Raw genomic sequence first — 16,722 nt, forward strand, 5'->3', positions numbered from 1 at the left:
CTTCGTCGACGGCTTCGACTTCCATCGTCGCCTTGTCGGTTTCGATTTCGGCGATCACGTCGCCTGAGGTGACCTTGTCACCTTCCTGCTTCAGCCATTTGGACAGTGTGCCTTCTTCCATGGTCGGAGAGAGGGCGGGCATGAGGATATCGATAGGCATGGGTTCCCTCCCCGATTAGAGCAGAATGTCGGTATAGAGCTCGGATACATCCGGCTCCGGATCGGCCTGGGCGAAGTCGGCGCTGTCGGCGACGATGTCGCGGACATCCTTGTCGATCGCCTTCAGATCGTCTTCGGAAGCCCAGCCCTTTTCGACAAGGCGAGCCTTGACCTGTTCGATCGGGTCGTGCTCGGAGCGCATCTTCTGCACTTCGTCCTTTGAGCGATACTTCGCCGGGTCGGACATCGAGTGACCGCGATAACGATAGGTCAGCATTTCGAGAATGATCGGGCCTTTGCCGGAACGGCAATGCTCGAGCGCCTCGTCTGCCGCCGCCTTGACGGCGCGGACGTCCATGCCATCGACTTGAATGCCGGGGATGCCGAAGCCGGATCCGCGAAGCGAATAGTTTGACTGCGCGGTGGCGCGGGCGGTCGAGGTGCCCATGGCGTAACGGTTGTTCTCGACGATATAGACGATCGGCAGCTTCCAGAGAGCAGCCATGTTGAAGCTCTCGTAGACCTGGCCCTGGTTGGCAGCGCCGTCGCCGAAATAGGCGATGGAGACATTGTCATTGCCGCGGTAGCGGTTTGCGAAGGCAAGACCCGTTCCGAGCGAGACCTGGGCGCCGACGATGCCGTGACCGCCGTAGAAATGCTTCTCTTTCGAGAACATGTGCATCGAGCCGCCCTTGCCGTGGGAATAGCCGCTGCGGCGCCCGGTCAGTTCCGCCATGACGCCACGCGCTTCCATGCCGGTTGCCAGCATATGGCCGTGGTCGCGATAGGCGGTGATGACTTGGTCGCCTTCCTTCTGCGCCATCTGCATGCCGACGACGACAGCTTCCTGACCGATGTAGAGGTGACAGAAACCGCCGATGAAGCCCATGCCGTAAAGCTGACCGGCCTTCTCCTCGAAGCGGCGGATCAGCAGCATCTCGCGATAGGCCTTCAGCTCTTCATTGCGATCGAAGTCGGCTACTGGGCCTCCATTCGATGCTTTGGCTGCCGGTTTTGCTGCAGTTTTGCGGCTGGAAACGGTCGCGGTCTTTCGCGGCGCCATTCAACCCTCCCTATGGGTTTGTCGTTTCTTGGTGGCGCGTACCATAGGGAAGAAATATGACCACAGCAATGCCATAATTGCATGGCTCGTATTCGGCACTAAATTATTGATAAATCTACAGAAATAACAATTAACCAATTTCAAGTTAATTGGAATAGTGATTGAATACGACGATCTCGTCGGCGCGCGACATATTGAGCTGATAGCGCGCTTTTTCGTCCAGCATATCCTTGTCGAGCGAGCCATCACTCAGGAGCGCGACCTGATTTTCCAGATGTTCGCGCTTCGCCTTCAAGATCGCAAGCTCTTTGTCGCGCGCGACACGCTGATGCTCGAACGCCTCCGTCGCGCGCAGGCCGTAATCGCCATGAATGCAATGATAACCGAAATAGGAGAGGAAGGCGACCGTCATGGCCGGAATGACGAAGCGGCCGATCTTTCTCTTCTTATGATGCTTTGTCCACATACACGCATGCTCTTGAACGCATTACCAATTGGTTCAATCTAGCGCGCAGAGATTAACCGTTCGTTGACTCTAAAAACCGCGCAATAAAAAACCCGCGCCGGGAAGGCGCGGGTCAAGCCATTGGAAATCAGATCCGATCAGCCGCGAATGATCGAGCGGCCGGCATACTGGGCCTGCGGGCCGAGGCCTTCCTCGATGCGGATCAGCTGGTTGTACTTGGCAAGACGGTCGGAGCGCGACAGCGAGCCGGTCTTGATCTGGCCGCAGTTGGTGGCGACCGCGAGATCGGCGATGGTCGAATCTTCGGTCTCGCCGGAGCGGTGGGACATGACGGCAGTATAGGCCGCCTTGTGCGCCGTGTTGACGGCATCGAGCGTTTCCGTCAGCGAGCCGATCTGGTTGACCTTGACGAGGATCGAGTTGGCAACACCCATGCGGATGCCGTCGCGAAGACGGGCGGAGTTGGTGACGAAGAGATCGTCGCCGACGAGCTGGGTCTTCTTGCCGGCCAGGTCGGTCAGCGTCTTCCAGCCGTCCCAATCGTCTTCGGCCATGCCGTCCTCGATCGAGATGATCGGATACTTGGCGGCGAGCTCGGCCAGATATTCGGCCATGGCGCCCGGTTCCAGCGTGCGGCCTTCCCCTTCGAGAACGTATTTGCCGTCCTTGAAGAATTCCGTCGAGGCGCAATCGAGGCCGAGGTAGATGTCCTCGCCCGGCTTGTAGCCGGCTTTCTCGACCGACTTCATGATGAAGTCGAGAGCTTCCGGCGCGCTCTTCAGGCCCGGTGCGAAACCGCCTTCGTCGCCGACATTGGTGTTGTGGCCCTGTGCGGCAAGTTCCTTGCGCAGCGTATGGAAGACTTCCGAACCCATGCGCACGGCTTCGGCGATCGTATCGGCGCCGACCGGCAGGATCATGAACTCCTGGAAATCGATCGGGTTGTCGGCATGGGCGCCGCCGTTGATGATGTTCATCATCGGCACCGGCAGCAGGCTGGCGGAAGCGCCGCCGACATAACGGTAGAGCGGCAGGCCGGAAGCCTGGGCGGCAGCCTTGGCAACGGCGAGCGAGACGCCGAGGATGGCGTTGGCGCCGAGGCGCGACTTGTTCGGCGTGCCGTCCAGCTCGATCATGATGTTGTCGATCTGGATCTGGTTTTCGGCGTCAATGCCGCCGATCGCGTCGAAGATCTCGGTGTTGGCGGCGTCGACCGCCTTTTGGACGCCCTTGCCGAGGTAGCGCTTGCCGCCGTCGCGCAGTTCGACCGCCTCATGCGCGCCCGTCGAGGCGCCCGAGGGAACGGCCGCGCGGCCCATGCTGCCATCTTCGAGATAGACATCGACTTCGACGGTGGGGTTGCCACGGCTATCGAGAATCTCGCGGGCGATGATATCGGTGATTGCAGTCATGGGTTCTTCCTGCTCGGTGGGTGATAAGTCGGTTCGAAAACTGTCTTAGTCGAAGGCGTGCAAATTACAATGCTGCAATTTCCAGCCTTCGAACCGTGTTCGGATCTCGCCTATAGCACGATCATGTCAGGCTGTTGAACGTCAAGCCTTGGCGACCGCATCGAAGGCGAGCAGCTTTTCAAGCAGCCGCGGCATGTCCTTGAGATAGACCATGTTGGGGCCGTCGGAAGGTGCATTGTCGGGGTCCTGATGGGTTTCGATGAAGACCCCGGCGATACCGACAGCCACCGCTGCGCGCGCCAGCGTTTCCACGAATTCCCGCTGACCGCCGGAAGAATCGCCCTGCCCGCCCGGCTGCGCCACAGAATGGGTCGCATCGAAGATAACAGGGGCGCCCATCGCCGCCATGATCGGCAGCGAGCGCATGTCGGAGACCAGCGTATTGTAGCCGAAGGAGGCGCCGCGCTCACACAGCAGCACGTTCGGATTGCCGCTGGCATTGAGCTTCTTCAGGACGTTCTTCATATCCCAGGGAGCGAGAAACTGGCCCTTCTTGACATTGACGACGCGGCCGGTCTTGGCGGCGGCGATGAGAAGGTCGGTCTGGCGGCAAAGGAACGCCGGGATCTGCAGGACGTCGACGACCCTTGCCACCTCCGCGCATTGCTCTGCGGTATGAACGTCGGTCAGGACAGGAAAGCCGAATTCCTTTTTCAGGTCGGCAAAGACCTCCATGCCCTTTTCGATCCCGATACCGCGTTCAGCCGAGAGCGAGGTGCGGTTCGCCTTGTCGAAGGAGCTCTTGTAAACGAGGCCGATGCCGAGCTTGCCGCAAAGCTCTTTCAGCGTGCCGGCAACCATGAAGGCGTGATCGCGGCTCTCCATCTGGCAGGGGCCGGCAATCAGCGACAGGCGGCCGGTATTGGAAAAGCTGACCTGGCCTTGGTCCTCGCCGATCCTGACTTCGGAATTCGTATCAGTGCTCATCGTGTTTCCTCGAAGGCGAAGAGCGCGCCCTGCCCGGGCGCAGGCTTCACCACAATGCGATTGTTCTTGCGCGTGTATGTCACCCCGTTAGCAGCCAAATGCGCTTCTGTCACGGCAAGATCGGCGACGGCAAAGAGGATTGCCCTGCCGCGCAGGCCGCGATCGCCGGATGAGACGGCGATGTCAAAATAGGCTTCCAGCCCTTCCGGCGTCATCAGGCTGATTTTCGCGTTCGACGCTGCGATATTGACGCCAAAACTCGTTTTCTCGACTGCCGCTTGCGCCACGGCAAGGCCGACGAAGGCAGCAAAGGCAGCGGCGGCGGGTGCGCAAAGCGCTATCTCGGTTATGCCGATGACGCCATTGGCATGCGTCTCCAGCGCGCCGCGGTCGGCCGGTAGCGGATTGACGCGCTCGACGGTGAAGAGAAAGAGGTCAGGCGCGCGCAGGTCGCCGGCGAAAGCCAGTTTGAAGCCGGCAATCGTCTGCGCACCGTCCGGCATCGTCATCGGCCGGGTGAACTGCAGCACTTCGCCAGCGCTCGATCCGTCGCCGACGAAGTTCTGATGATCGAGGCTGGCATCCTCACTGCCGAAAGCCAGCCCCGAAAGCCCTTCCTCGCCGCAGCGGAAGYGGAAGGCACGGTTGCGGGCGGTGAAGACATTGCCTTGCCGCGCCGAAGCCTCGCTCTCCTCGGCGCTCGCAATCCCGAGCGGCTCCAGATAGGTCTTGTCGGCAAAAAAGACGCAGGCATTCTCCGTTCCGAAGGGATGGCGCGCATCGGCGGCAACGGTGAAGCCGAGCTTGCCGAGCCTTTCGCGCGCCACATCAATATTGACGACGGGCAGCACGACATGATCCAGCGGATGCGGTTTGCCGGAATGCGTGTTCATCATAATCCTCCTCAAAACGGCAAGAGATGTGCGACAGCGCCACCCTCAATGCAAGACTTGTGTCCCAATCCGGCGAATGAAAATAAAAATCTCGACGAGTTGGCGCGAAGTTTTACGGAAATTTAGCTACTTGCGGAACACATATGGAACATATAGTGTCTGTTCTGGATTTGTTTCAATCACGAGGTCACAACGTCGATGCTCACGCGCAAACAACAGGAGCTTCTCCTTTTCATTCACGAGCGCATGAAAGAATCCGGCGTTCCGCCGTCTTTCGACGAAATGAAGGATGCGCTGGACCTCGCCTCGAAGTCCGGGATTCACAGGCTGATCACGGCGCTCGAGGAACGTGGCTTCATTCGCCGCCTACCGAACCGCGCCCRTGCGCTTGAGGTCATCAAGCTTCCGGAGGCCTATAGCCCTAGTATCCAGCCCCGGCGCGGCTTTTCGCCGAGCGTCATCGAGGGCAGCCTCGGTAAGCCCCAGCCGGTCGCCGCCCCCGCTGCCGCAAAGCCCGTCGCCGACAACGGCAACTCGGTCTCCGTGCCGGTCATGGGCCGAATCGCTGCCGGTGTTCCGATCTCGGCGATCCAGAACAACACCCACGACATAGTCGTTCCGGCCGACATGCTCGGTTCCGGTGAACATTATGCGCTGGAGGTCAAGGGCGATTCGATGATCGACGCCGGCATCTTCGACGGTGACACGGTGATCATCCGCAACGGCAGCACCGCAAGTCCCGGTGACATCGTCGTGGCTCTCGTCGACGACGAGGAAGCAACACTCAAACGCTTCCGCCGCAAGGGCGCCTCGATCGCGCTCGAAGCCGCCAACCCGGCTTACGAGACCCGAATCTTCGGGCCGGACCGCGTCAAGGTGCAAGGCAAACTCGTCGGTCTCATTCGCCGCTATCACTGACACTGGGCGGGCCGGATTCGGCAAAACTGTTGCTGCGCCAGTCATAGGCGCGATGGCGCATCCATGGCCGCGACAGATCATCGAATGCGGCTGTGACGTCCAGGCCGGCATCGGCGAAGCGTAATTCGACGGAACCGGTCCTGCGCAGCGTCTCACCGGTGAAGAGCGTCGCACCTGAGCGGCAGCTGTTGAAGCGCAGGCGCACCGACGTCACGACGATATCGGCCGCATCGCAGGCCGGACCGAGATAGGCGGCATTGTCGATGACAGCAACCACGCGACCATTGCCAAGCCTTGATGTGCACCAGGCCTTCTTGACGCAAGAAAAGCGGTTTGCGTCAGCGCTCGTTGCAGCCGCCCGCATCGCCGACCTTGCTTCGTTCTGCTGATCGCGGGAAAGCCTGACGCGGCGGTCTTCTCCCTCCGGCGGGATAGCAGGCCCCTCCAGCATCTTCGGCGGGTGATGCGTCGGCAGGACCAGCGCTCTCTGCCACTGGTCGAAGATGAAATCCGGCGGTCTTTCGCGGTTGGAAGCCATGGCCGCCGTCTCGACGACCGCGACGAGACCACCATCCTCCGAAATTACCAGATCCGGCGGCCGGGGAACTGGCAGAAGCAACAGGATGAGTGTTGCGACCGCGATGATTGATGTGCCGATATGGCGCAGCCGGGTGCGGAGCAGCGTCAACAGCAGAAAGCCGGCGACGGCGACCGCGAAATACCAGGCGGGCAAGCGGCCGACGTCGATATTGCCCCCCCAGCCGGACACGGTCTTTGCGACCGCGATCACCAGATCGAGGCCGAATCCGACGACCTTCCAGGGCAAAACGTCCAGACCGAAAGGCATGAGCAGCATCGCCAGCAGGCCGGCCGGCATGATGATGAAGGAGATGATCGGCATCGTCGCGAGGTTTGCCGGCAGGCCGTAGGCGGTMAAGCGATGAAAATGCTCGATCGAAAACAGCGCGGTGGAAAACCCACCGATCAGCGAGGTCAGGAAGACGCCGCCGAAGAAGCCCGCAACCGTAACGATGGGCCGAAACACCGGCAGCTTCAGGAAGGCGTTTTCGCGGATGCCCCGGTCCTTCCACAGCTGATAACCCGATACCAACGCCAACGTCGCGGCAAAGGACATCTGGAAGCTCGGACCCAAGACCTCGGACGGTGAAATGGCGATGATGACAAGCGCGGAGAGCGCGACGTTGCGCAGGCTGATCGACGGCCGGTCGAAGAAGACCGCAATCAACATGATGGCCATCATGATGAAGGCGCGTTCGGCGGAGACCGCAAAGCCCGAGATCAGGAAATAGGCCGTGACGGCAAGCAGCGCGCCGGCGGCGGCGATCTTCTTGGTCGGATAGGCCTGGGCGACGCCGGGAAAGAGGCTGAGCAGCATCCGGAAACCGACGAAGAAGATGCCGGCCGACAGCGCCATGTTGAGGCCCGAGATGGCGATGATATGAGCCAGGCCGGACTGGCGCAGCGCCTCCGTCGTTTCATTCGAGATGGCACGCCGCTCGTCCGTCACGAGAGCAGCGGCGAAAGCGCCGGTGTCGCCGGGTAGGATCGACCTTATGCGGTCGCCAATGCCGCTGCGCAGCCGGTAGAGCCCTTCGAGCAGTGCTTCCCACGTCGATCTTGCGGCCTGCGGACCTGCCTGCAAGTCGACCTTCTCCGGCGCCCCGTAGAAGAAGCCGTTGGCGCCGATGCCATCGAAATAGGCACCGAAGGAGAAGTCGTTGAGCTCAGGAAGTGCCGGGCCTGCCGGCGGCGTCAGCCGCGCCCTGCCGGTGATGATATCACCGATTTCGAAAGGCGCCTCCGCGCCGCGGGCGATCGCGGTTATGCGTTCCGGCGGCCGCTTCACCTCCGGCGCCTCCGTGCCGGTGACGGCAAGAATATAGCGCCATCGGCCGCGACCGTCGCCTTCGCGCCGCTCGACACGGCCGGTCACCGTCGTCGTGACGGCGGAATCGAGGATCACGGTCGAAGCCCGCCGGCTCTCGAACTGCGCCGAAACCACGCCGCAGGCCACAAGTGCAAGCGCCAGCAGCGTTGCCCGCAACGCCGCCCGGCTGCGGCTGGCGATGAGAACCGCGACGGTCAGCACCAACAGGCAGAGCAGCGATGCAACGAGCGGAAAGTCCGATGCGGCCAGAAACCAGAAGGCTGCCCCGGCGCCGAGGAAGACCGGCGAGACCAGCAGCAGACGGCCATGGTCCGCCTCTTCGCCCAGCAAGCGCATGCCGATACGCAGCGATTGCGAGGCTGCCGCCGGCAGCCGGTACCGCAAGGGGCTCGTCGACTGCGTCCTTGCCGGCCGCGTCACCACAACAGGCGGAGAAAAACCGGCAGTGTCGGCAAGGCCGGCGCCTGCTTCCGGCCGCAATTCGACTGTCGTCAACTCCTGCATGTGCCGCCCAAGATCACCCGCCCAGGCAGCCAGAATGCAACCGCCAATCAAATCCGGCAAGAATAATCGATTGAAAAGCGAGGGAAAAGTGAAGGAGCCAAAAGAGCAGTCGAATCATCGGCTTCGATATGCGTATAGCTCATCGCTGCACTGCCTAAAAGATGATGCCGCAATGCACAAAATGCCGCCACGGTAACTTGGCATTAGCCTCGCGATCATATAGCTATCGATGAGGACGCTTAACCCCTATGGCGCTTTTATGGCGCCACCGCCATTTCGGAGGATCAGCATGACGGATCAAAGCGCTACAATAAAAATCGGTGACAAGTCTGTCGACCTTGCTGTCAAAAGCGGCACGATCGGCCCGAGCGTCATCGATATCGGTGCCCTCTACAAGAACACGGCTTCCTTCACCTACGATCCGGGTTTCACCTCGACTGCATCCTGTGAATCGAAGATCACCTACATCGACGGCGACGAAGGTGTCCTGTTGCATCGCGGCTATCCGATCGAGCAGCTCGCCGAGCATGGCGACTTCCTCGAGGTCTGCTACCTGCTGCTTTACGGCGAACTGCCGACCACCGTGCAGAAGAAGGATTTCGATTACCGCGTCACGCACCACACCATGGTGCACGAGCAGATGAGCCGCTTCTTCACCGGCTTCCGCCGCGATGCGCATCCGATGGCTGTCATGTGCGGCTGCGTCGGCGCGCTGTCGGCCTTCTATCACGACTCCACAGACATCACCGATCCGCACCAGCGCATGGTCGCCAGCCTGCGTATGATCGCCAAGATGCCGACACTTGCCGCAATGGCCTACAAGTACCATATCGGCCAGCCCTTCGTTTATCCGAAGAACGACCTCGACTACGCCTCGAACTTCCTGCGCATGTGCTTTGCCGTGCCTTGCGAGGAATATGTGGTCAATCCGGTGCTTGCCCGCGCCATGGACCGCATCTTCATCCTGCATGCCGATCACGAGCAGAACGCTTCGACCTCGACCGTCCGTCTCGCCGGTTCGTCGGGCGCCAACCCGTTCGCCTGCATCGCCGCCGGTATCGCCTGCCTCTGGGGCCCCGCCCACGGCGGCGCCAACGAAGCAGCGCTCAACATGCTGCACGAAATCGGCACAGTCGACCACATTCCGGAATATATCGCTCGCGCCAAGGACAAGAACGATCCGTTCCGCCTGATGGGCTTCGGCCACCGCGTCTACAAGAACTATGATCCGCGCGCCAAGATCATGCAGAAGACGACGCATGAAGTGCTCGGCGAACTCGGCATCAAGGACGATCCGTTGCTTGAAGTGGCGATGGAGCTGGAGCGCATCGCGCTCACCGATGAATATTTCATCGAGAAGAAGCTCTATCCGAACATCGACTTCTATTCCGGAATCACCCTGAAGGCGCTGGGCTTCCCCACGACCATGTTCACTGTGCTCTTCGCGCTCGCCCGCACCGTCGGCTGGATCGCGCAGTKGAACGAGATGATCGAGGATCCGGAACAGCGTATCGGCCGTCCGCGCCAGCTCTATGTCGGCGAACCGAAGCGCGATTACATCCCGGTTTCGAAGCGCTGATCGCTTCAAAAGAACCCAAAAGAAAACCCGGTCAGAAACGACCGGGTTTTTTCTTTTTTAAGACGTCGAGAAGGATCTCGGCAGCGTGCTCGCCGGGCGGCGTTTCGGTCTGCATGCGTTGCCAGACGAGATCGTAACCCTCGTTCATCGCCTTCAGTTGGAACGTGTCGGCCGACAGCCGCTCCATCCAGCGCGCCAGGCTGGCGCCGCGAACGATCTCGTTCAGATATTCCGGCACGACGGCATAATCGGCGATGATATTGGGCAATGCGCCCGTCCACACCTTGATGCGCGGGGCGAGCAGGCGGATGATCCAATCCGTCTTGTAGACGGACACTGTTGGCACGCCGGCAAGGGCGAGTTCGAGGATCACCGTGCCGGAGGCTGCCATCGCTGCATCCGCTTCGGCAAAGGCCTTCCATTTCTGCGCCGGCCCGACCGCCACCTCCGGCGGCGTGGCCCAGCCGGCAACCAGACCATTCACCAGCGCTTCGTTGTGCGGCACGGTCGGCAGCAGGAATCGCATCGGGCCGTTGCGGGCGACGAGTTCCTTGGCCGCGTCCTCGAAGAACGGCAGGAGCTTGGCGATTTCGGAGGATCTTGATCCCGGGAGCATCAGGATCGCCCTGTCCGCTTCGCCGGCGAGTGCACGCGCGGCACGCAGCCGCCGCGCTTCGAGCAGCGCTGGGTCGGCGGTCAGACGATGGCCGACATAAGTGGTCTCAGGCCCGCCGAGCGCACGCATCGTCGCCGGCTCGAAGGGCAGGACGGCGAGCACGTGATCGACATAGGGCAGCATGCGCGTCGCGCGATATTCCTTCCAGGCCCAGACGCTCGGACAGACATAATTGACGACAGGTAGATCGGGCAGTGCGGTACGGACACGCTTAGCGACTCGGTGGGTGAAATCCGGGCTGTCGATGATGAGCAGGATATCTGGCCTGGCAGCGATGATGGCCGCTGTCGTCTGGCGGATCAGGGTATAGAGCCTTGGCAGCCGGCTCAGCACCTGGGTGATGCCCATGATCGACAGCTCGGAAAAATCGAACAGCGATTTCAAACCTTGGGCCTGAAGCCCCTCACCGCCGACACCGACGAGTTCGATCGGTCCGGCATGGATCCGCTTCAGGGCCGCGACCAGATCGGCGCCGAGCAGGTCACCCGACACCTCGCCGGCGATGACGGCGATCTTCAGCGGCGCCCCGGTCATTCAAGCCCCCATGCCGGCAGCTCGCGATCGATGCCGCAGACGAAAAGCCCGGCCTCATCGGCGGCCTTGAGGACGGCGGCGCGATCGAGCACGAGCGAACGGCCCGCCTCGACCGCAACGCCGGCAAGGCCCGCCTTCTTTGCATTCAGGACCGTGGAAACGCCGATCGCCGGCAGGTCTGCGCGAATATCCTGCTGAGGCTTGCAGAGCTTGACGAGCGCGCCGCGACGGCGTGGAGAGATGCGTCCGGCGGCTCTGAGACCGGCGACACGCTCCAGCATCTCGTCCGTGCCTTCCGGCCCCTCCAGCGCGACGATGCGCCCGCCGATGGCCACGGCGCCCTGGCCGACATCCAGCCGGCCGAGCATTTCGGCGGCTTCCGCCGCGCGGTTGATATCGCGCCGGTCTTCTTCGCCCGGTATCGCCGTGCCGAGCGGGCCGACGGCGGCAAGAAGGTCGGGGGCGATCTCATGGGCGCCGACGACACGCCGGCCGTTTCCCTCGATCAGCCGGATCACCATCTGCAGCACCGTATCGTCGCCGCCGGACAGCAAGGTGCGGATCGCGGCCGGCATCTTCATGAGAGTGCGCAGCGTCGGCCGCACCTCGCGCCATTCCGGCCGGCGGCGCACGCTGCCGGACATGACGACACGGCCGATGCCATAGCGGTTGAGCAACCCCTCAAGGGCTGCAAAATCGCCGATGGCGATGACGGCGTGGTCATAACCTTCCCAGCGCCGGTCGCTTTCATCCTTCAGCGCGACGATGACGGGATTTTCGCCCGCCGCGCGCGCGGCTTCGGCGACATAGGAAGGCAGAAGACCGCCGCCGGCGATGATCGCCAGCCGGCCCGCAGCGGTGTCGCCTGATAAAGCCACGGACTAACCCTTCTGCCCCCGGGTCGGCGAGGACAAGGCGCGGTCGCTGTCGGCGGCGATGAAGTCGAGGATGTGGACCACCGGCTCGCAATCGGCATATTCTTCGCGGATGGCGGCAGCGTTTTCACGGACGGAGCCCGTTCCTTCGAAGATCGACTTATAGGCGCGACGTACCCTGTGAATGACGGCGCGGTCGACGCCGGCGCGCGTCATGCCGACGACGTTGAGGCCGCTCAGCAGCCCGGGATTGCCGTTCAGCATGCCGTAGGGAATGACGTCGTAACTCACTGCCGAGAGCCCGCCGACGAAGGCGTGACGGCCGACGCGGGTGAACTGGTGAACGGCCGAACCGCCGCCCAGGATGACGCGATCCTCGATGACGACATGGCCGGCGAGCATGACGTTGTTCGACATGATCACATGATTGCCGACCCGGCAGTCGTGCGCGACATGCGAATTGGCAAGGAAGAGGTTATTATCGCCGACGATTGTCTGGCCACCAAAATCGGCCGTGCCGGTGTTCATCGTCACGCCTTCGCGGATCGTGCAGTTGGCGCCGACCGTCAGCGTCGTCTCCTCGCCGCCGTGATGCACGCTCTGCGGATCGCCGCCGACGACCGCCATCGGGAAGATGCGCGTGCCCTTGCCGATCACGGTGCGGCCGGTCACGACCGCATGCGACAAAAGCTCGACATTCGCATGCAGGATGACGTGCGAGCCGACATGGCAGAACGGACCGATCTTGACGCCCTCACCGATGGTCGCGCCGTCTTCAACGACAGCCATCGGATGAATGCGGGCGCTTTCGGCGATAGTGCTCATGCCTGATCCTTACGAACGATCATCGCGCCGATATCGGCCTCGGCAACAAGCGCGCCGTCGACCTTGGCATCGCAATGGAATTTCCAGATATTGCCACGCTGCTTCTGCTTCCTGACATGGAATTCAACACGATCGCCGGGTAAGACGGGCTTGCGGAAGCGCGCATTCTCGATGGTCATGAAATAGACGAGGTTGCCGGGCTGGCCATCCTTCTTGGCACAGATCGCACCCGCGGTCTGAGCCATGCCCTCGATCAAGAGAACGCCGGGCATGATCGGAGATTCCGGAAAATGGCCGGTGAAATGTGGTTCGTTCACTGTGACGTTCTTGATGCCGATCGCCGTGTTATCGCCGTCGATCTCGATGATCTTGTCGACCATGAGAAACGGGTAACGATGCGGCAGCAGCTTCATGATCTCGATGATGTCAGCCGAAGAAAGCGTTGTCGTGGCTTCCTCAGTCATTTTGCTCGCCTCCAGGTTTCTTCCCGCGCAACTTCGTCTTGGACATTTGTTGCGCGACATCTCTCAGATAGTCATTCAGCGGACGCGCAGGTGTACCACCATATTGTCCGCCGGCGGCAAGATCGGTCATGATACCGCTTTGGGCGGCGATCTGCACGCCGTCGCCGATCGTCACATGCCCCTTGATGCCGACCTGGCCGCCGATCTGCACGCCATTGCCGATCTTCGCGCTGCCGGCAATGCCGACCTGCGCGACGATGGCGCAATGGCGGCCGATCTGAACGTTGTGGCCGATCTGTACCTGGTTGTCGATCTTGGTGCCTTCACCGATCACCGTATCGTCCATGGCGCCACGGTCGATCGTGGTGTTGGCGCCGATCTCGACATTATCCTGGATGATCACCCGGCCGATCTGGACGATCTTGATCATGCCGCGCGGACCCGGCGCATAACCGAAACCATCCTGGCCGATGCGGGCGCCGTTGTGGATAATGACGCCGTTGCCGAGCAGAGCGCAGAGAATGCTCGCGCCGGCAGCAATCGAACAATCCCGGCCAATCTTGACATTCGGGCCGATGATGCTCTGCGCGCCAATACGCGTCCCTTCGCCGATCTCGGCATGCGCACCGATGACGGCCATCGGCTCGACGATCACACCCTTTTCAAGCTTGGCGCTCGGATCGATCACCGCGCTTGGCGCGATCTCACTTTCACCGGAAAAGGCGACCGGGCGCAGTGCCGCGGGATAGAACAGGCCGCCTGCCATCGCGAAGGCCGCATGCGGATTGGACGACAGCATGACCGGGAGATGTTGGGGGACGAGATCGGCAAGCGCCTTGTCGCAGATCACCGCCGAGGCTTCGCATGTCGCCAGCTCATCGCGGCTGCGGCGCGACAGGATATAACAGATATCGCCTGCCCGTGCCCGGCTGATGGGGGCAACGGACCTGACGATAACATCGGCATGGTCGGAATTGACAAGCTCCGCCCCAAGAAACTCTGCCAGCTCAGCGAGCCTCAGACCTTCATGGGGCAGAAAAAAAACGTTTTGCTCCATCGGCAATGCTCCAGAACGGAATTGAGTCTTACAGTTCCGGACTGCCGATATCAGAATTGGTTGTTGATGCCAAACTTGAAGTTCTGCGTCTTGTCAAAGTCTTCCTTGAGGACCGGGATCGCGTAATCCAGACGCAATGCACCGAAGGGAGACTGCCAGACGACACCGACACCGACGGAAGCGCGCAGCGAAGCGCTGGTGCCCTCGGCCTGATCGGACCCGAGAAGCTCGACATCATTGCCAAACAGCGTGCCGGCATCGGCAAAGACTGCGCCGCGCAGATTGAAGTCACGCGGGAAGCCCGGCATTGGGAAGGTCGCTTCAGCAGACGCCGTGAAATAGGTCGTGCCACCGAGCGGATCGTCGTGGTCCCCGGTGATGCGCGGGCCGATACCCTTGTTCTCGAAACCGCGAATATCGCCGTTGGTCAGCGTGAACTGGTCGAAGACGTTCAGATGGTCTCCGAAAGGAACGACATAACCAGCCGAACCCGAGACCGAGCCGATGATATCAGCATCGTCGGCAAGCAGATGGTAATAGCGGGCCTTGCCGTAGATCTTGTAGAACTGCGAGTCGCCGCCGAGGCCGGCAATTTCCTGCGTCGCCGTCGCATAGATGCCTTCACGCGGCAGGACGGTGTCGTCAAGCGTGTTGTAGGTCAGCGTCTGCGAGACGGAAGAGCGTGTCCACGGGCTCTCGTCGACCAGATTGGCGTAGGTCGCCGACAGGTCAGAGGTATCCCCGTCGTATTTCATCTGCTTGTAATTATAACGGAAGGTTGTCGCCAGATCTTCGGTAATCGGCGCGGTAACGCGCAGGACGACGCTGGTTTCCTCATAATCGTAGTCGTCATTGCTCGACGTTTCGCTGCGATTGACGTCGAAGCCTGCCGCCAGACGGTAGCCGAGGAAATAGGGTTCGGTGAAGCTGACGCCGTAAGCGCGCGAGCCTTCCTGGCCGCCGCCGGCCGAGATGCGGATGTATTGGCCGCGACCGAGGAAGTTCTTTTCCTCGATCGATGCTTCGAGCAGCAAGCCGTCGCCGCCGGCGGCATAACCAGCGCCGATACCGAACGAACCGGTCGACTGATCCTGCACGTCGACGACCACCACGACACGGTCCGGGGAACTGCCCGGCTGGGTGGAGATGTTGACCGAGGAGAAATAACCGAGCGCTTCGAGACGACGCTTGGCCTTGGTGATCATCTGCTGGTTGAAGGCGTCGCCTTCGCTCATGTCGAATTCGCGCCGGATGACGTAGTCGCGCGTGCGGCTGTTGCCGCGGATCTCGATGCGCTCGACATAGGCTCGCTCGCCCTGGTCGACCAGATATTCAACACCGATCGTGTTGTTGTTGAGGTCGCGGTTACCGCGCGGCGTGACGCGTGCAAAGGGATAACCGGCAGACGCCACCTGATCGGAGATCGCCTCGATCGACTTCTGCACTTCCTTGGCGCTGTAGACCTGGCCTTCGCGGGTGCGCACGAGCGGCTGCAACTGGTCTGAGCCGACGCCTTCGACGGTCGACTGGACGGTCACCGGTCCGAAGTCGTAACGCTGGCCTTCCTCGATGTTGAAGGTCAGCGTATATTTGTTGGTCGCATCGTCGAAGGTGGCATCGGAAGAGACGATGCGCATGTCGGCGTAGCCGCGATTGTAATAGAACTGGCGCAGCGCTTCTTCGTCGGCGTGGAGCTTGTCTTCGTTGTAGACGTCCTTGCGGGTCAGGAACGACAGGAAGTTCGAACGCTTGGTGGCGATCACGGCAGCCAGGCGGCCGGCGCTATAGGCATTATTGCCGACGAAGTTGATCGAATCGATCTTGGTGCGGTCACCCTCGTTGATGACGAAGGCAAGGTTGACGCGGCCTTCGCCGAGCGGCACCACCTGCGTCGTGACTTCGACCTCGCTGCGACCGGTGGCCGCGTAGGCGTCCTTGATCGACTGGATGTCAGCCTGAATCTGGGTGTCGCTATAAGGGCCGGCAGCATGAGTCTGGACGACTGTCGCGAGCTTGTCGTCCTTGATCTTGCGGTTGCCGTTGAAGACGACCTGGTTGACGAGCTGGGCTTCCTGGACGTTGACGACGAGCGTGCTTCCGGAGACCGAGATCTTGACGTCGGAGAAGTAACCCGTCCCGTAGAGCTGCTTGACCGAGGCGTCGATATCGCTGTTGGAAAAACTCTTGCCGGGAGCGATGGTAAGGTTCGACCGTACGGCTTCCGCGCCGACACGGCTCGCGCCGCGCACATCGATGCGCTGGATAACCGCGGCCTCAGCGGCCGTAGCGGAAACGAACGTCAAAGCACCTGCGCCCGAAGCAACAACACTAGCAGACAGCGCAACCGCCGATACTGCGTTCAAAAACTTTGAACCAGCCTTCATTTCACCCATTACCTTTG

15 protein-coding genes are annotated in these 16,722 nt (G+C 61.3%); 2 read left to right on the forward strand and 13 right to left on the reverse strand.

Features of this window, described 5'->3' with window-relative positions; all coding sequences use genetic code 11:
• The 6 genes from AC1ECN_RS35910 to AC1ECN_RS35935 all read right to left on the reverse strand — a co-directional run.
• On the reverse strand, positions 1 to 160 hold a 160-nt coding region (locus AC1ECN_RS35910; protein WP_477955722.1), incomplete at its 3' end, for a biotin/lipoyl-containing protein.
• Positions 161 to 175: 15 nt separating this feature from the next.
• Positions 176 to 1,222 carry a pyruvate dehydrogenase (acetyl-transferring) E1 component subunit alpha gene (gene pdhA / locus AC1ECN_RS35915; protein WP_024320711.1) on the reverse strand — a complete coding sequence of 349 codons (1,047 nt, stop codon included), beginning with the start codon at positions 1,220 to 1,222 and terminating at the stop codon, positions 176 to 178.
• 145 nt (positions 1,223 to 1,367) lie between these two features.
• A complete protein-coding gene (locus AC1ECN_RS35920) occupies positions 1,368 to 1,688 on the reverse strand; it encodes an FtsB family cell division protein (protein WP_018073475.1) in 321 nt (106 codons plus the stop codon).
• Positions 1,689 to 1,825: 137 nt separating this feature from the next.
• Positions 1,826 to 3,100, reverse strand: a complete 1,275-nt coding sequence (gene eno / locus AC1ECN_RS35925) for a phosphopyruvate hydratase (protein WP_130672551.1) — start codon at positions 3,098 to 3,100, stop codon at positions 1,826 to 1,828.
• Between the two features lie 141 nt (positions 3,101 to 3,241).
• Entirely contained in the window at positions 3,242 to 4,087 is an 846-nt protein-coding gene (kdsA, locus tag AC1ECN_RS35930; RefSeq protein WP_130655313.1) for a 3-deoxy-8-phosphooctulonate synthase, read from the reverse strand.
• Entirely contained in the window at positions 4,084 to 4,980 is an 897-nt protein-coding gene (locus AC1ECN_RS35935; protein ID WP_477955715.1) for a VOC family protein, read from the reverse strand. The genes kdsA and AC1ECN_RS35935 overlap by 4 nt, the downstream gene beginning before the upstream one ends.
• Before the next feature lie 198 nt (positions 4,981 to 5,178).
• Between AC1ECN_RS35935 and lexA the strand changes: the two genes are divergently transcribed.
• Positions 5,179 to 5,898, forward strand: coding sequence for a transcriptional repressor LexA (gene lexA / locus AC1ECN_RS35940; protein WP_477955717.1), 720 nt, complete (start codon positions 5,179 to 5,181; stop codon positions 5,896 to 5,898).
• Here lexA and AC1ECN_RS35945 read toward each other — a convergent pair.
• Positions 5,879 to 8,311, reverse strand: coding sequence for a ComEC/Rec2 family competence protein (locus AC1ECN_RS35945; protein ID WP_477955723.1), 2,433 nt, complete (start codon positions 8,309 to 8,311; stop codon positions 5,879 to 5,881). The two genes, lexA and AC1ECN_RS35945, sit on opposite strands and share 20 nt — an antisense overlap.
• A 289-nt stretch (positions 8,312 to 8,600) precedes the next feature.
• Between AC1ECN_RS35945 and gltA the strand changes: the two genes are divergently transcribed.
• Entirely contained in the window at positions 8,601 to 9,890 is a 1,290-nt protein-coding gene (gene gltA, locus AC1ECN_RS35950) for a citrate synthase (protein WP_477955719.1), read from the forward strand.
• A 31-nt stretch (positions 9,891 to 9,921) separates the two neighbouring features.
• On the opposite strand, the gene lpxB is transcribed toward gltA, so the two are convergent.
• Genes lpxB through bamA form a run of 6 tightly spaced genes read right to left on the reverse strand, consistent with a single transcriptional unit; the run spans position 9,922 to position 16,705 of the window.
• Positions 9,922 to 11,100, reverse strand: coding sequence for a lipid-A-disaccharide synthase (lpxB, locus tag AC1ECN_RS35955; RefSeq protein ID WP_018073469.1), 1,179 nt, complete (start codon positions 11,098 to 11,100; stop codon positions 9,922 to 9,924).
• Entirely contained in the window at positions 11,097 to 11,978 is an 882-nt protein-coding gene (locus AC1ECN_RS35960) for an LpxI family protein (protein ID WP_018073468.1), read from the reverse strand. Before AC1ECN_RS35960 ends, lpxB begins: the two co-directional genes overlap by 4 nt.
• Positions 11,979 to 11,981: 3 nt before the next feature.
• Positions 11,982 to 12,800, reverse strand: a complete 819-nt coding sequence (lpxA, locus tag AC1ECN_RS35965) for an acyl-ACP--UDP-N-acetylglucosamine O-acyltransferase (protein ID WP_018073467.1) — start codon at positions 12,798 to 12,800, stop codon at positions 11,982 to 11,984.
• A complete protein-coding gene (gene fabZ / locus AC1ECN_RS35970; protein ID WP_018484702.1) occupies positions 12,797 to 13,264 on the reverse strand; it encodes a 3-hydroxyacyl-ACP dehydratase FabZ in 468 nt (155 codons plus the stop codon). Before fabZ ends, lpxA begins: the two co-directional genes overlap by 4 nt.
• On the reverse strand, positions 13,257 to 14,321 hold the full coding sequence (gene lpxD / locus AC1ECN_RS35975; RefSeq protein WP_018073465.1) for a UDP-3-O-(3-hydroxymyristoyl)glucosamine N-acyltransferase: 1,065 nt from the start codon (positions 14,319 to 14,321) through the stop codon (positions 13,257 to 13,259). Before lpxD ends, fabZ begins: the two co-directional genes overlap by 8 nt.
• A gap of 50 nt (positions 14,322 to 14,371) precedes the next feature.
• The gene (gene bamA / locus AC1ECN_RS35980) at positions 14,372 to 16,705 is read right to left on the reverse strand and encodes an outer membrane protein assembly factor BamA (RefSeq protein ID WP_027689778.1); all 2,334 of its coding nucleotides are present in this window, start codon (positions 16,703 to 16,705) and stop codon (positions 14,372 to 14,374) included.
• Positions 16,706 to 16,722 lie beyond the last annotated feature (17 nt).

Source organism: Rhizobium sp. 01N447_2 (genome assembly GCF_056399245.1).

Bases quoted from the DNA above. Each gene is read 5' to 3' on its own strand.
- pdhA (WP_024320711.1), bottom strand. From the start codon at position 1,222: ATGGCGCCGCGAAAGACCGCGACCGTTTCCAGCCGCAAAACTGCAGCA.
- AC1ECN_RS35920 (WP_018073475.1), bottom strand. From the start codon at position 1,688: ATGTGGACAAAGCATCATAAGAAGAGAAAGATCGGCCGCTTCGTCATT.
- eno (WP_130672551.1), bottom strand. From the start codon at position 3,100: ATGACTGCAATCACCGATATCATCGCCCGCGAGATTCTCGATAGCCGT.
- kdsA (WP_130655313.1), bottom strand. From the start codon at position 4,087: ATGAGCACTGATACGAATTCCGAAGTCAGGATCGGCGAGGACCAAGGC.
- lpxB (WP_018073469.1), bottom strand. From the start codon at position 11,100: ATGACCGGGGCGCCGCTGAAGATCGCCGTCATCGCCGGCGAGGTGTCG.
- lpxA (WP_018073467.1), bottom strand. From the start codon at position 12,800: ATGAGCACTATCGCCGAAAGCGCCCGCATTCATCCGATGGCTGTCGTT.
- fabZ (WP_018484702.1), bottom strand. From the start codon at position 13,264: ATGACTGAGGAAGCCACGACAACGCTTTCTTCGGCTGACATCATCGAG.
- lpxD (WP_018073465.1), bottom strand. From the start codon at position 14,321: ATGGAGCAAAACGTTTTTTTTCTGCCCCATGAAGGTCTGAGGCTCGCT.
- bamA (WP_027689778.1), bottom strand. From the start codon at position 16,705: ATGAAGGCTGGTTCAAAGTTTTTGAACGCAGTATCGGCGGTTGCGCTG.